8 protein-coding genes and 2 pseudogenes are annotated in these 14599 nt (G+C 41.4%); 3 read left to right on the top strand and 7 right to left on the bottom strand.

The window, feature by feature from the left end; genetic code table 11:
* Nucleotides 1–42: 42 nt before the first annotated feature.
* The 6 genes and pseudogenes from P4S61_RS22610 to P4S61_RS22585 all read right to left on the bottom strand — a co-directional run bounded on the left by P4S61_RS22610 (nucleotide 43) and on the right by P4S61_RS22585 (nucleotide 7562).
* Nucleotides 43–753 (bottom strand): hypothetical protein, encoded by a 711-nt coding sequence (locus tag P4S61_RS22610; RefSeq protein WP_337119261.1) that lies wholly within the window; start codon nucleotides 751–753, stop codon nucleotides 43–45.
* A 328-nt stretch (nucleotides 754–1081) separates the two neighbouring features.
* Nucleotides 1082–1312 carry a hypothetical protein gene (locus P4S61_RS22605; RefSeq protein ID WP_337119260.1) on the bottom strand — a complete coding sequence of 77 codons (231 nt, stop codon included), beginning with the start codon at nucleotides 1310–1312 and terminating at the stop codon, nucleotides 1082–1084.
* 852 nt (nucleotides 1313–2164) lie between these two features.
* Nucleotides 2165–3553, bottom strand: a complete 1389-nt coding sequence (locus P4S61_RS22600) for a HipA domain-containing protein (protein WP_337119259.1) — start codon at nucleotides 3551–3553, stop codon at nucleotides 2165–2167.
* The gene (locus P4S61_RS22595; protein ID WP_259401956.1) at nucleotides 3537–3857 is read right to left on the bottom strand and encodes a helix-turn-helix domain-containing protein; all 321 of its coding nucleotides are present in this window, start codon (nucleotides 3855–3857) and stop codon (nucleotides 3537–3539) included. Before P4S61_RS22595 ends, P4S61_RS22600 begins: the two co-directional genes overlap by 17 nt.
* A 771-nt stretch (nucleotides 3858–4628) precedes the next feature.
* Nucleotides 4629–5746: pseudogene (locus P4S61_RS22590) on the bottom strand (Fic family protein).
* A gap of 355 nt (nucleotides 5747–6101) precedes the next feature.
* Nucleotides 6102–7562, bottom strand: a complete 1461-nt coding sequence (locus P4S61_RS22585) for a family 43 glycosylhydrolase (protein WP_337119258.1) — start codon at nucleotides 7560–7562, stop codon at nucleotides 6102–6104.
* 654 nt (nucleotides 7563–8216) lie between these two features.
* On the opposite strand from P4S61_RS22585, the gene P4S61_RS22580 reads away from it, so the two are divergent.
* The gene (locus tag P4S61_RS22580; RefSeq protein WP_337119257.1) at nucleotides 8217–9233 is read left to right on the top strand and encodes a nuclease-related domain-containing protein; all 1017 of its coding nucleotides are present in this window, start codon (nucleotides 8217–8219) and stop codon (nucleotides 9231–9233) included.
* A gap of 71 nt (nucleotides 9234–9304) precedes the next feature.
* Here the strand turns inward: P4S61_RS22580 and P4S61_RS22575 are convergent, their stop codons facing one another.
* Nucleotides 9305–9994 carry a hypothetical protein gene (locus tag P4S61_RS22575; RefSeq protein WP_337119256.1) on the bottom strand — a complete coding sequence of 230 codons (690 nt, stop codon included), beginning with the start codon at nucleotides 9992–9994 and terminating at the stop codon, nucleotides 9305–9307.
* A gap of 734 nt (nucleotides 9995–10728) precedes the next feature.
* Here P4S61_RS22575 and P4S61_RS22570 point away from each other — a divergent pair.
* A pseudogene (locus P4S61_RS22570) lies at nucleotides 10729–13895 on the top strand (DUF3427 domain-containing protein).
* A gap of 34 nt (nucleotides 13896–13929) precedes the next feature.
* Nucleotides 13930–14580: a hypothetical protein gene (locus P4S61_RS22565; protein WP_337119255.1), complete on the top strand. Its 651-nt coding sequence runs from the start codon at nucleotides 13930–13932 to the stop codon at nucleotides 14578–14580.
* Nucleotides 14581–14599 lie beyond the last annotated feature (19 nt).

Here is a 14599-nt window from a genome sequence, read left to right as displayed (position 1 = left end):
GCCTAACCTAACCCGGCGTTTACTTAGAGCGACCTTTTGCACTTAATCTTTAAACCAGCGGTAAACGCCAAAAACTCCCATAAAGGCAAGACAACCAACAGCCACTAATTGCCAAATTTTGTAGTTATAGCCTTCTTTTTCCAAAGCAACTGTATTCAAACGGGTATCAGCTTTTGACACTGGGGTTAGCGTCATCGAATGTGTAATTGTGGGTATTGCAGTAGTGTTTTGTTGAGATAAAACAACCGTTGGCTGTTTAACATTCGCGCTTGCTTTGCTTGGTACTTGCCACTGGGCTTCAAATTTTGCACGCTGCTCAGCTCGATTTTCACTGCACCAAACAAAGTCAGTTTGTTGCATTTCTTTAGCACGGCAGCGCTCAGGGTATTGGTAAAAACTACTCCACGCGAGTCGCTTGCTATCACTGTCGTATGTTTTACTATAGACCGTTGAATCATGAACTTTTTTAGTTAATAAATCATTAGCAGATGAGCGAGTATAAGTTCGTGAACCTGAACTGTGGCTCCTCCCATTAGTTGGGCTTATGCAGTGACGACCTAATATTTCAAACAACTCAGTTGAGCGCCTGCGTAAACGCTCACCTTCAGCGGCCTTATACCCTGCCCTCATTCTATCCTGAACTTTTTCTCGCTCGGCTTTAATAGCATCACACCGTGATTGCGAATACTGCTCTGCGGCCAATGTGCTATTGCTTGAAATCACGCAGATAGCCAATAAAATCCTTTTAATCATATATACATCACTGTCGTTAAATTAGGGATAGCGTAGCAGTTTTCATCCTAGCAGCAAGCTTTTCAGTTTAAAATATCAGCCTCTGGCTTTATTCGCCTCATTAGATGAGTTTTCAAGTTGCAACGGCCCCGTAACAGTGATTTTATATCGCGTCTAAACTCATAGAGTATAGCTCTCAACCTCCGCAATTATTCTTGTTGCTTGAACCTTGTTCAGACTAAGGCATTTGGCTTGCGACAGTAAATTATCGATACCAGCATATCGGCCATCATCACCTCGGCCTGTTTGTGTATTTAACTTAAAAAATTACAAATAATGGGGTTGTCTTCTAAACCGTCAATAAACACTTAAGCTTCCAGAAGTCATCGTTAATCACCTGAGTTTTATTGCTTTTACGCTGTCTTGCATTATAACCCCCCACATCCGCGGCTAGCTCGTTAATTTCATCCAGCAACGAGCCTTGCAATTGAAGAATAACGAGAGCTTCAAACAATATATCGCTTTTTACTACCTCACCTTGTTCAAGCTTTTGTACCGTGTAGTGAGATACACCAACCATCTTAGCGAACGTGCTTTGGGTATAAAGTAAAGTACGATGCTGACGCGGTCTTTATATTCTTTCTCTAAAGCGTAGCGCCTCTTAATCTCTGTGGGAATACATCACTTACAATCAATTTGCACAAAGAGAAGACAATGAGGGTAAACAAGAATACAACGCAACGGGCTTTGAGCTGCGTGCAGCGAGCTGGTGCAAACCCTAGCGCCTAGTCACTTCCCTAGCACCTAGCTCCTTTGCCTTAATCTATGATTGTTTTAAAAACAATTTTACCACCGAGCTCACCGAGGCGCGGCGCTACACAGAGAAGATAAAATGCTACGGGCTATGGGTAACAGGCAACGAATTAACCCTAGCTCCTCGTCACTTCCCTAGAACCTAGAGCCTTTATCTTGCCTGTGATTATCTTAAAACCACTTTTACCACCGAGGGCCACTGAGGCGCTTCGCTGCACGGAGAAGATAAAAAGTGCTTCGAGCGACGGTCTGCGGGCTAATCCTAGTACCTAGCGCCTTTTACCACCGTAGGCGTTAAGCTTGCTGACGCGGTCTTTATATTCTTTCTCTAAAGCGCAGCGCCTCTTAATCTCTGTGGTGAATAAATCACTTAAAACCAATTTGCACAAAGAGAAGACAATGAGGGTAAATAAGAATACAACGCACGAATACAATCCCCTAGAACCTCGTCACTTCCCTAGAACCTAGAGCCTTTATCTTGCCTGTGATTGTTTTAAAACCAATTTTACCACCGAGGCTGCGCTACACAGAGAAGGTAAAAATAATGCGGGCAACGAGCTACGAGCAAATCCTAGCACCTAGTCACTTCCCTATCGCCTTTTACTTACACCGAAGAAACTTAAATAAACGCTTTCATACTTGGTAACAGCTCAACCTGCTCACTCAGTTCGCCAGCTGCTTTATTGATAATGTTAATACATAAGCCGATATGTTCTAGTTCACTATTAGACAAATTATTTGCAATAGCAGTCGCTTTAGCCATTGTTATTGCAGCTAATACTGACTGAATTGTTTGACTCATCAGTAGCTGCATACGCGCAAGAGAAATATCAAACTCATCAGCAAAATCAGCTAACATATAAGCCGTTATTTCATTACTAAAATTACCCGCGCCTTGTGAATTATAATCACCTAGCGACATTGCATAATGCCTTGAAATAGCTAGCTTTGAACCACCTTTTGCACAATCAATACCCGTCTGTTCAATAATAGCTTCTATATTAACCAAGTCGTAAAACGGTGTGAGCTCTAAACCATTTTTGCCAACAAAAAAACTAATGTTCTTACCATGAGCATCATAATTACGCACTAAAATATTAAATGTTATCCAGCGAATAAGTTGCGCCTGATACGCTTGCAGATTCACTGTTTCAATATTGAAGAGCTTAGGAAAAGAAACACCATCTCGAATATAAATACCGTCCCCCTGATCACCGTGCTGACGCTCGTATTTGTAAGAAGGAGGCAAATTTGTCGCTTGGCACCCATCAATAACATGACGACGTAACACTCGGTTTTGCTCTTTAACAACACGCCTATCAAAACGATCGATAACAAAGGCCCGCATTTCACCATAGCTACGCAATTCAACGTCAGGCACATCAAGTCCTGCGCCTCTTGCCAGCAACATAGTAAATAACTCATTTACGGCAATGAAAGGCGCAGCGCCCGTTTCAAACTTAAATATTTTATTAGAACATAATTCGCCTTCACCAAACCCCAGCCTGCCGTCGATTTCGAGTAAATTAAGCTTATCTTGAACCCCAGCGACAGAGAGCCTCGTTCGCCCGTCCCATAATGTAATAGGCTCGCCCGCTTGCTTAAAACGGTTCAGCTTTTGACTTAACTCACCTTTAGTTACTTCACGAAAGGAGGTTTGCTTTACTGCACGATTACTTGCTCTAAACGACAAAGCGCCCGATGTTTCTTCGCCAATCACTTTAATTAAGCCGAAGGTGTTATTTTTTGAAATAGTCGTACTGCTAATTATTTCCTCAAGGCCTTTCCCCTCAGGCAATAAGTTTTGCAAATAATTACGTACTGCACGAGAGTCAAAATCGCCATTGAGTGGCAAATGTGGTGAAACAGCAAAACCCTCGTTGATCCATTTAGCCTCATAAGTAAATGAAATCTCATTTTCAGAGCCTATTGCCAGCGTTATCTCAGCCACCTTTTGCGATTGACCGATAAACACATCTAAACGATTGGTGTTAGTACCACTGTTCATCGCTCACCTCATCATTGCTATGAGCTATATCATCACTGACAAGGCTGAACGACAACCCTAAATACTCCATAACTTTTAGTACATTATGCAGTTGCACAGTTACATCACCTTTTTCTATTTTTATTAGCGTAGGCTTAGAAATAGCAAGCGCTTGTGATACATCCACTAATGTCAGCTTCATACCAGTTCGCTTTGCAGTAATGGCTTTAGCCAGCTGCATGGCTGAAAATGGCTTAGAAAGCTCAGGCATTTCAGTACGCTTAACAACTCTTCCGAGTGTTTTTTTGACGGAGGAATCGCTCATTTATGGTCAACTATAGTTTACTTATACAACCAATTCTAGAATACCTTAAGAAAAAGTCAACGATACTTTACTTTTAGACTAAATAATTAATCAACAAGACCATAAGTAAAATGCATTTAACTTATGAATACTTGTAATTAAATTAAAACCCATAAGTAAATTTTAATTGACTAGTTTATAGCGTAAAACTGGTAAGTTGAAAAACGGGCTACGGTTACATCCTAGCTCCTAGTCACTTCCCTAGAACCTAGCGCCTTTATCTTGCCTGTGATTGTTTTAAAACCAATTTCACCACCGAGGGTTGCGGGATACGTGCGACGAGCGACGAGCTTCGAGCTTCGGGCGATGAATTCAGCCTAGCACCTAATCACTTCCCTAGAACCTAGCAGCTTTTTCGATCTGTGATTGTTTTAAAACCAATTTTACCACCGAGCTCACCGAGGCGCGGCGCTACACAGAGAAGATAAAATGCTACGGGCTATGGGTAACGGGCTACGAATAAACCCTAGCCACTAGTCACTTCCCTAAAGCCTAGCACCTTTTATCACCGTAGCCGTGCAGCTTGCTGACGCGAAAAACGCAATTTTTGAATAGGTAGATGCGATTTTATATCGCGCTTGGGTTTATAACCGTTGAACCAAAACAAAGGGTTAATGGCAACGTATCCCCATAAACACAGCCATAGAGTCATTACTAACACAAACTTTTCAATTTGCGTTTTTAACACAGCACTTATAATTATTATTCGCCTCACTAAATGAGGCAATAAATTCACTTAATTGCCTCACTGTGTGATTGCGTTACAGCATAACGTGTACTTCGCCCCCCAGCTGCAGTTTTTGCAATAAACCCCAACCTCTGCAAATCAGCTAAATGGCGCGTAGCGGTAGCGCGGCTCACCTTAGCTACTTTTTGATATTGGCTAGCACTTATACCGTGCTCAAACTGACCATCAAGTAATTTATTAAGCACTTTTACTTGTTGTTCATTTAGCTTTGTTTGGTCTTTACTAAGCCAATAGTTACTTTTAAAAACTGTTTGCTCAATATTTTTTAGCGTATGCTGTATTGCTTTATTAAGCGTGCCCAAAAACCAGCAGATCCACTGCGTAATGCAAAGATCGCCGCGTTGGGTCGCTTCAAGTACTTCGTAATAGCTTTTTCTGTCCTTTAAAATAGCCACCGACATCGCATAAAACCGGATTGCCTCGGCATGCTCTTGCGCCAGTGCTAAGTCAGTAATAAGTCGCGTAATACGCCCATTACCATCCTCAAGTGGATGTAAAGTTACAAACCATAAGTGTGCTATAGCTGCGCGAATAAAAGGATCTAGCGTTGTGTCATTATGACTGCTGTTAAACCAATTAAAAAAACCGATAGCTCACTTTCAATCCGCTCTCTAGGTGGCGCTGTAAAATGTAATACCGGTTTATCTAATCGTCCCGACACCACTTGCATTGGCTCGTTACCACGTAATTGGCCACCTTCTATTTGCGTAAATAAACTCTGTTCACTGGCAAACAATAAACGATGCCAATTAAGTACTCGCTCTAAATCAAGTGGAGTATGGGTATTATTAATTGCATCTAACATCATTTCAGCAAGGTTATCACTTTGCACTGTAGTTGGATAAGGCTGCTCATCAATGTGGAGTTTTTTAGCAAGTGACGAGCGTACAGAAAATGCGTTAAGCTTCTCCCCCTCAATTGCACTTGAATGAATAATATTAGCGAGTAAGGTATCAAGCGCTTGCTGCTTTAATTTAACGTTTTGCAAGCCCATTTGCCCCATTAACAGCCCTTGGTTATAAGTGACTTCACGCAAAAGCGGCGCCAATGCTTGTTGATCCCAACTAAAATCAGGCCAGTTTTGCTGCTGCCATATCCACATTATTATTCACCTCAAGATTAATTAAGACCAGTATATGACAACTATTCGCCTCACACAATGAGGCGAATAGCCAACTTAATTGCCTCATTGTGTGAGTTAGCGAGATTGTGTAAACATCCTAACACCTAGTCACTTCCTAGAACCTAGCGCCTTTTCCCTTTAACCTAGAGCACCTAGCCGCTAAAACCTAATATCTTTTACAGTCCTAGCACTTATATCTTGTGGGCTGTGATTATTTTAAAACCAATTTGCATATGAGCGATGTCTAAAGCTAACAATAGCGTTACCAAAATTAATAACTGGTTAGTTTAAAAATAACAACGGCAATATTTATTGCGGTTGTTATTACTAAAAACTAGTCTAGATAGTTAATATTCCATTGCTGACCTTCACCACCCCAGTATTCCCACTGTACTATATTTGCGCCATCTTCGGTACTCATATCAAATACATCAAGGGCCAAGCCGCTCCATGCGCTTCTTAATGCATAATGGCCATTACCAGTATATTGCATTAACCAACGTTGACCTTCGCCACCCCAAAGAGCCCACTGCACAATATTGCCGCCATTGTCTTCGCTCCAATCATATACATCAATTGACTTGCCGCTAGCTACATTGGTAATGCTGTAATAGCCGCCACCTACATGAACAATATCCCATTGCTGATTAGTACCGCCCCAATATCCCCATTGCACAAGGTTATCGCCATCACTAAGCCCAGCATTACTCACCTCTAACGCTTTACCACTGAGTACAGAGGTAATACTTACACGGCCATCGCGCAGACGCGTATCGTTGCCTAAATTAAGGTTGCGAGAAAAGTATGGCCAGCCATCATTGCCAAATTGAATTTTTAGTACATCTAAACGTGCAGGCCAACCCGTAGGAGAATTGCCATCATAATAATGGATTGTCGCTAAATCTTGTTCGCCGTGGCGCAGGTAACCAAAATGGCCTGGGCCGATGTAGATACCTTCTGTTGATAATACGGTGCTGCCGCCGTAGTTCCACATATCAACATTGTTCTTATCAAGGAAAGGTCCTGTAGGTGAAGTCGAGCGACCCATAACAATATAATAATCACTCTCTTTACCTTTACAGCAATCTGCTAGGTTAGAAAAAAGATAATAATAACCATTAATGTACTGTACTTGTGCAGCTTCAAACTCATTCCAATCGCCACCACTGCCTACAGCTGGGTAACGTGTATTATTCATAAGCTTACCGTTATCAGGGTTAAGCTGCCTGATAAAAATACCCGCATAGTGAGATCCATAAATCATCCATACTTTGCCCGCAGTGTCACGATACACACCTGCATCAATCGCATTTACCGCAAACCCAGCAGACGAAACAGGGTCGTCATTAGTCGACACTAACATACCTAAATCTTGCCAATTAGGATTATTAAGTGAATCGGTGACCATAACACCAATAGCTGAGTGCATACCTTGGCTTGCTGAAAAAGCAGAGTAATACAGATAGTATTTACCCTTCATCTCAATTATGTCAGGAGCCCAAAAATTACCATCAAAACCAGGGACTTTACTGTTAATCCAACTTGGGTATGTATTAGGCGCGATAGGTGACGGACCTCGCTGCCAGTTAACCATATCGGTAGAATAAAGTGCATTTATGGGTAATCCGCTCGATCCAGTGCCTGTACCAAAAGTCCAGTAAACACCGTCTTCGCGCATTATTGTAGAAGGGTCATGAATATCAGTGGTGCCCTGTAGATTAACAGCAGCACTCGTTACAGTACTTACTAACATAAAGAGCAAGCATGCTAGTAGTGGTTTAAATCTTATAAACATTTAATGAGTCCTTATAAATAGGTTAAACCTTATTGTGTGTAGTTTAATGTTGTAAGCACGAACAAGCCTGTACGTGCCAAGCCTTACTATAGTCAAAACACAGTAAAATGTTAATTTTATATTATAAAACTATTAATTTACCTAAATAAGGAAAATAACGAAGGGGTTGCCATAACAACAGCGTTTAAATTTGTTACAGGCGCAAAGAGAAGTAAATAAGAAACAAAAGGCTACCGGAAAACCCTAGCAGCTAGTCACTTCCCTAAAACCTAGCGCCTTTTACCACCGTAGGCGTTAGCTTGCTGACGCGAAAAGCGAAGCTTTTAAAATGTAGGTCGTGCCGTAGGCGGGAGTTTATCTTGCGCTTAAATTGTAGGTCGTGCTTTAGCGCGTCAAAGCAATAAATTTCAACCAACGTAAAAATTTATCCCATAGACACGCAGCTTGCTGGCGTTAAAAGCGCAGCCTCATTGTGTGAGTTAGCAAGCTTGTGCAAACATCCTAGCAGCTAGTCACTTCCCTAAAACCTAGAACCTTTCCCTTGTAGGAAACGGCTTCAGCCGTGATTGTTTTTAAATCAAATTAATCAGAGCAGTATTTTTATTAGGTACTTCAATGTTATTCTATACAAATACATGACTGAAAGGACTCCGCATGATTTTAAAAGATAAAACGCTCGTCACAACCAACTCAGCAAAATTAAAAGCAGGCCAAAAGCAAGAGCTAGACGTAGCCTTTTACTTACGCCGCGCATTTAAAGACCACCCTCAAGTATTTGTGTTTAATGATGTAAAGTTTAAACACAACGGCGAAACCGCACAGATAGATCACCTTATTGTTTACACCTACGGGTTTATTCTTATTGAATCAAAGAGTATTACCGGTGAAGTCGCTATAAACCAACATCAAGAGTGGAGTCGCAGCTACCGTGGGCAATGGCAAGGTATGCCGTCACCTATCAAACAAGTTGAGCTACAATTGGCATTACTAAAAAGTTTAGTAAGAGACAATGCTCCTCAACTCCTGCCAAAGATGTTTGGTAAAATACAGCAAAATTTTGGTGGCCGTGAATGGTATAGCATCTGCGCAATATCGAGTAATGCCATAATTAATCGAGATAACACGCCAAAAACGCTTGAAGAGCGACTCGTTAAATCAGAGTTTATAGCGGATAAACTTTTAGACATAATGAAGCTACCGACATCAATACCAAATGCCCTGCACTTTTTCTCAACCAATACTCGCCCATGGTTTAGTGAAGAAAGCTTAGCTAGGATCTGTCAGTTTCTTTTGGAGCAAAATATTACTCCTGCCACACAGTTAAAACCTGATGCGTTAGCAACAAGCCTCAACGAGCCAAGCCCGATTTATCAAAATGAATCAACACTTATAGCACCAAGTCCTATCGCATCCGTCGCTCAAGAGCAATCAAGCACCAATAATGAAGTAAATCTAAAGTGCAAACAGTGCCGTAATGGCAACACGCTTAAAGCGCGCTCAGGCCGCTACGGCTATTTTGTTACATGCAGCGAGTGCGATACCAATACACCAATGAAAACGTCTTGCCCGCAATGTACCAGTGCTAATACCAAGGTGAGCAAACGCAAAGAGCTCTACTCATTAGTATGCGGTGATTGTGAAAATACAGCGCTTTTCAAGTTTGATGGTTAATGTCGCGTTGGCGACGGCAACCAAGGGGCGCATAGCTCCATGTATTCATTATTGCCCCCCCTTTCAAAGCTTTATATACCTGAAAATTCTTTAATCCATTTTAAAACAGGCTCTTTGTTTGGGCTGTAGTAACTCAAATGCGGCAAACCGATTATTGCAGTTGACCTACCATTGATATCAGCTTTGAACCCATAGCACTTCCATTTACCGTGTCCGGAATCTATTTCTTCAAAATTACTTTTTTCAAGGTCTTCGCAATATAATGACTTTAAAAATCCGAAAGGTGAATGTAGCCTAGAGTTTCCAAAAGATAGAATTAATTTAGGTTGCACAATCTCAATGACCGCTTGATGAAATGGCCAGAAAGTACCAGCAAAACCAAAATTATAACTATCATCATTCGATGATTTTGAAGTGGTAAAAATTAAATTGCTAGCACATACATCCGCTACATTTTGGTCCAGACCTTCAAGTAAACTTTGAATTCGCTTCTGAAGTGGAGCGGAGCCTTTTGCATATTTACGACTTTGTCCATTAACCCAAGCTTCATCTAAATATGAGTTTTCAGTACGAGTTAAAGTTTTACTCATAAAGTCACCAAGCAGAGTGTGTCCTGACCCGCCAGGATTTAGTCCTAATAGATACACGTCTCCTTTTTTTAAGGTTTCATGTGAACTATAAAGCCCTTCACCAAAACGATTGTATAAATGACCAAAAAGTCGCTCGCCTAGCTCTATTAAATCTTCCTTTTTATAATTCATTCTAATTCCTAAATGTAGTTAACTTAAACCTTTATAAGTCAATGTTCCTAACAAAACTAGATAATACATGTCGCGTTGGCGACGGCAACCAAGGAGCGCTCTTTACCAAATTAAAGCGCCGACTTCTCTTTAGGCTCGCTCGTCGCCCCGAGCATTTTGCAATTTCCGCAAAGCCACAATTGATATGAACGTAAACTCCGTGACTGGCACATCCATGTGCCAGTCACGGCTTCGATTGCTTCCATGCAATCAATTACTCATCAATTGAGTCTTTTTGGGCACAAATGACGGGGGAGTTTTCTTAACAGCATCGTTTAGGTTGACCGTAGGCGTTAAGCTTGCTGACACGAAAAGCGTAGATTTTAAATTTTAGGCGGGAGTTAACCTCGCGCTTTGGTTTTTAATTGCAAATTTGATGGTTAATGTCGCGTTGGCGACGGCAACCAAGGGGCGCATAACGCCGTACGCCCCTTGGAACCCCACGGCGCCCAGAGGATCACACAGCTTCCTCAATTTAAATTAATGATATGAACGTAAATGCTGTTTATTCGCCGTCCATGGCGAAGTCACAGCTTAACGCGCATCCATGCGCTGTTATTACTCATCATTAATTTAATTTCGGGTGTGATCACGGGGAATTATCTTAACAGCTGCCTTTAATTCAATAGTGAGTTAATGCTTGTTTACATTGCATTTTTTAGTAAACTGAGTGCTCGCAAACAGGGAGCGATTTAATGCAACAGATTGGTATTTACGAGCAGTTAATTACACAAGTAATTGAGCAAAACTTAAATCGTGACCAATTTTATGTGGGCGAACGCCAACTAGAATCGGCTGAGGCAGCTACGTGGCTTTCGCGCTTTTTAGGTAAGCTGGTTGAACATGCAATCGATGCAATCCCTAATTCAAGCGAGCGTTTGCACGAGCAAATTAACCTCGCAAACAGCCTTGTGCTTTGGCTTAAAGATCATATTCGCGATGACGAGCTGATCAACGAAAACCTTATCGACAGCCAAGGTCGAATACTTACTGCGCTGTTTAATACCCAAAACCCTATTGCCGCCAATCTTAAAGATTACTCCAAAGATATATTCCCGCTAACAGGGCTTACACAAAGCGAATTATTTAGCGGTGCGAATGCGGGAATATCGCTCGAAACCGAGCTAAAGCGCGAGATTAAATCGTCCGACACTATTTACTGGCTTGTCTCATTTATAAAATGGACGGGGCTGCGCATTTTAAAAATGAGCTTGAAGCCTTTACCAAAAGCGGCAATAAACTCAAAGTAATTACCACCTCGTACATGGGCGCAACGGATGCTAAAGCGGTTGAGTTTTTAGCAGGCCTACCAAATACCGAGGTAAAGCTTAGTTACAATAATCAGCAAGAACGCTTACACGCAAAGTCATACTTGTTTATGCGTAATACGGGGTTTCATACTGGTTATATTGGCTCGTCTAATTTGTCGCATTCAGCGCTTACCAGCGGCCTTGAGTGGAACTTAAAAATTACCGCGCAAGAAATTCCGCACATTATAGCTAAAACCAAAAGTACCTTTGAAACCTACTGGCAATCGCCAGATTTTGAATTATTTACTGGCAAAGCTGAATGTAAAGAAAAGCTCATAAATTCACTTAATGAGCAACGTGGTGTTGGCCAAGCAAGCAGCCAGTTCTATTTTGATATAACACCTAAAACCCACCAACTCGCTATTTTAGAAAAACTAAGCGTTGAACGTAGCGTGCATAATCGCTTTAAAAATTTAGTGGTTGCCGCAACCGGCACAGGTAAAACAATAATATCGGCGTTCGACTTTAAAATCGTTTACGATCAAAACCCAAACGCCCACTTTTTGTTTGTAGCCCACCGTGAAGAAATACTCAAACAAGCGCAAAGCGCTTACCGTGGTGTACTTAAAAATAACCACTTTGGTGAGCTTTGGGTGGGTAACTACAAACCACAGCGTTACAACCAATTATTTGCATCAATCCAAACGCTGAACAGCCAAATTGAATCACTTAATTTAACTCACGATTACTACGACTACATTGTGATAGATGAAGTGCATCACGTAAGCGCTGCAAGCTATCGCGCTATATTAAATCACTTTACGCCCACAATATTACTTGGTTTAACTGCTACACCAGAGCGACAAGATGGCGCAAATATACTGGATGATTTTTGCGGTGTAATAGCCGCAGAAATTCGCTTACCCGAGGCAATAAACCAACGCCATTTATGCCCGTTTCAATACTTTGGATTAGATGACGATATCGACCTAAGCCAAATAACTTGGCGAGGCGGCCGTTACGATATAACCGAGCTAAGTAACCTTTATACAGGCGAGAACAGCCGCGCAAACAAAATTATATCCAGCCTTGCTGATATAGTGACTAATGTTCACAACATTAAAGCCTTGGCATTTTGCGTAAGCCAAAAGCACGCAGAGTTTATGGCGTCTAAGTTTAACTTAGCTGGGATAAACGCTGATGTGCTTACTAGCAAAAATACTAATGAACGTACGGCCAAGCAGCAAGCACTGCGCCAAGGTGAAATACAAATACTTTGCGTGGTCGATATTTTTAACGAAGGTGTCGATATTCCAGAGGTCGATACTCTTTTATTTTTACGCCCAACAGAAAGCCTAACCCTGTTTTTACAGCAACTCGGCCGTGGCCTGCGCCTGCCCGACAACAGCTTTTCTTTAGGTAGATCAAAGCAGTGCTGTACCGTACTCGACTTTGTCGGTAATGCCCGTCCAGAATATGACTTTGCCAGTAAATTCCGCGCGCTAATTGGTAAAAGCAACCAACCGATAAAAACCGAGATTGAAAACAACTTCCCGCATTTACCGCTGGGTTGCCGTATAGAGCTACAAAAGCGCACACAACAAACAATATTAAAAAATATTCAGCAAGCTATAAACTCTAAACGCCGTTTACAGCAGCTGATAAATAGCTATTCGCAACATACCAATGACACGCTAACCCTAAGTAATTTTTTACGCATAAACCCCCAGGTCACGCTTGAAGATATTTACAAACCAAAAGATAAAAAACTCGGTGGCTGGCACTGGCTAAAAGGGGATGAAATACCCGCAGAGCAAGCCGACATTTACGCCGCGTATTACCGCGCTATAAACACCCAATTACTCGGCTGCGACTCGCTCAGTTACTTATGCTTTTTACGTGATTTATGTAACAACGACTTTAGTTTAACGCCAACGCCACAAAACCAACAGTACGCGCTTATGGCGCATTACAACTTTTGGGATACTACTGGCTCAAGTTTAGGCTTTAAAAGCCTTAAACAAAGCTTACAAGCGCTTAAACACAAAGAGCTACAACAAGAACTTGCACAGGTAATTACACTATTAATAAACCGCATACACCAGCAAGAAAGCGATTTAGCGTGCTTACCTAATCATGCAATAAAATTACACAGCCGCTACACGCGCCAGCAAATACTCGCAGCATTTGGCGTTCACTCGTTTGATAAAAAATCGACTGCCCGCGAAGGCGTTTTAGAATTTAAAAATCAAAACCTAGAGCTGTTATTTGTAACACTCAACAAGTGCGAAAAAACCTACTCGCCCACAACGCTGTATCACGACTACGCAATTAGCCCTACCCTGTTCCATTGGCAAACGCAAAACAGCGCCCGCCCAGAACACGGCCGTGGCCTTAGTTATATAAAGCACCAAAAAACAGGCAAAACCATTCTGTTATTTGTACGAGAACAAGGTAAAGACGAAAACGGCCGAACTATGGGGTTTGTAAACTACGGCGAGGTTAAATACCAAAGCCACAACGGCAGCCAGCCGATGAATATAACGTGGGAGCTAATCAACCCCATGCCAAGTGAAATGTGGCACGAGGCAGGGAAATTGGCTGTTGGATGATGATTTGTTTTTAATGCGCTAAAAGGAATTTAATATGAGAACTAACCCGTGGCTAGAAAAGTCAAAACTAAACCTTATTCCATTAAGTTTAGCTGATGAATTTATAGAAGCTTTGAAAGAATGGACTTTTACAGGTGAAGTACAAGACTACGGAGATGCAACAGAAGATTGTGAACTCTGTGAACACCCAGAGTTACGCTATCATTTTGAAATAAAAAATGAAATTAAAAAAAGCTCTCTATGGGTTGGCTCTAGTTGCATATTACGCTTTCAAGAAATCGGTGTTTTTGATGAAGATGGAAATCGTCTTATCGATAAGTCATCACGTAGTAAAGAACTAAATCGTATGCTAAAAAAAGCCTTAGAAGATAAAATGCTAGATCCGTTACGCAAGCTCTGGAAAGTAAGAGACAGGAATGATGACGAACGGCTGTTCATTGAACGAGCCGTTAGAAATTACAAACTGCAATCAGGCTTTACGCCAATTGAGTTACTCAACATATTTAAATTTTTAGATTCATCAAACATAAGTTATGACCCCAAGAATTACAAAATAAGCCTACGTTCTGACGACAATAAATATTCTATTTACTCAATGTCAAATGACGACTTACAATTAATTAGACCATGTTTTACAAATGGACAAATGAAAAAACATACTGCCTTAATAAGTAAAAATAGTTGATAACTATATGATGTAAAAA

Source organism: Pseudoalteromonas sp. B160, assembly GCF_037162485.1.
GTDB classification, from domain to species: Bacteria; Pseudomonadota; Gammaproteobacteria; order Enterobacterales; family Alteromonadaceae; genus Pseudoalteromonas; species Pseudoalteromonas rhizosphaerae.
Note: the sequence above shows the minus strand (reverse complement) of the source record. Positions and strands in the feature narration are given on the sequence as shown.

Coding starts and splice junctions, on each gene's coding strand:
- P4S61_RS22610 (WP_337119261.1), bottom strand. CDS start 753: ATGATTAAAAGGATTTTATTGGCTATCTGCGTGATTTCAAGCAATAGC.
- P4S61_RS22605 (WP_337119260.1), bottom strand. CDS start 1,312: ATGGTTGGTGTATCTCACTACACGGTACAAAAGCTTGAACAAGGTGAG.
- P4S61_RS22600 (WP_337119259.1), bottom strand. CDS start 3,553: ATGAACAGTGGTACTAACACCAATCGTTTAGATGTGTTTATCGGTCAA.
- P4S61_RS22595 (WP_259401956.1), bottom strand. CDS start 3,857: ATGAGCGATTCCTCCGTCAAAAAAACACTCGGAAGAGTTGTTAAGCGT.
- P4S61_RS22585 (WP_337119258.1), bottom strand. CDS start 7,562: ATGTTTATAAGATTTAAACCACTACTAGCATGCTTGCTCTTTATGTTA.
- P4S61_RS22580 (WP_337119257.1), top strand. CDS start 8,217: ATGATTTTAAAAGATAAAACGCTCGTCACAACCAACTCAGCAAAATTA.
- P4S61_RS22575 (WP_337119256.1), bottom strand. CDS start 9,994: ATGAATTATAAAAAGGAAGATTTAATAGAGCTAGGCGAGCGACTTTTT.
- P4S61_RS22565 (WP_337119255.1), top strand. CDS start 13,930: ATGAGAACTAACCCGTGGCTAGAAAAGTCAAAACTAAACCTTATTCCA.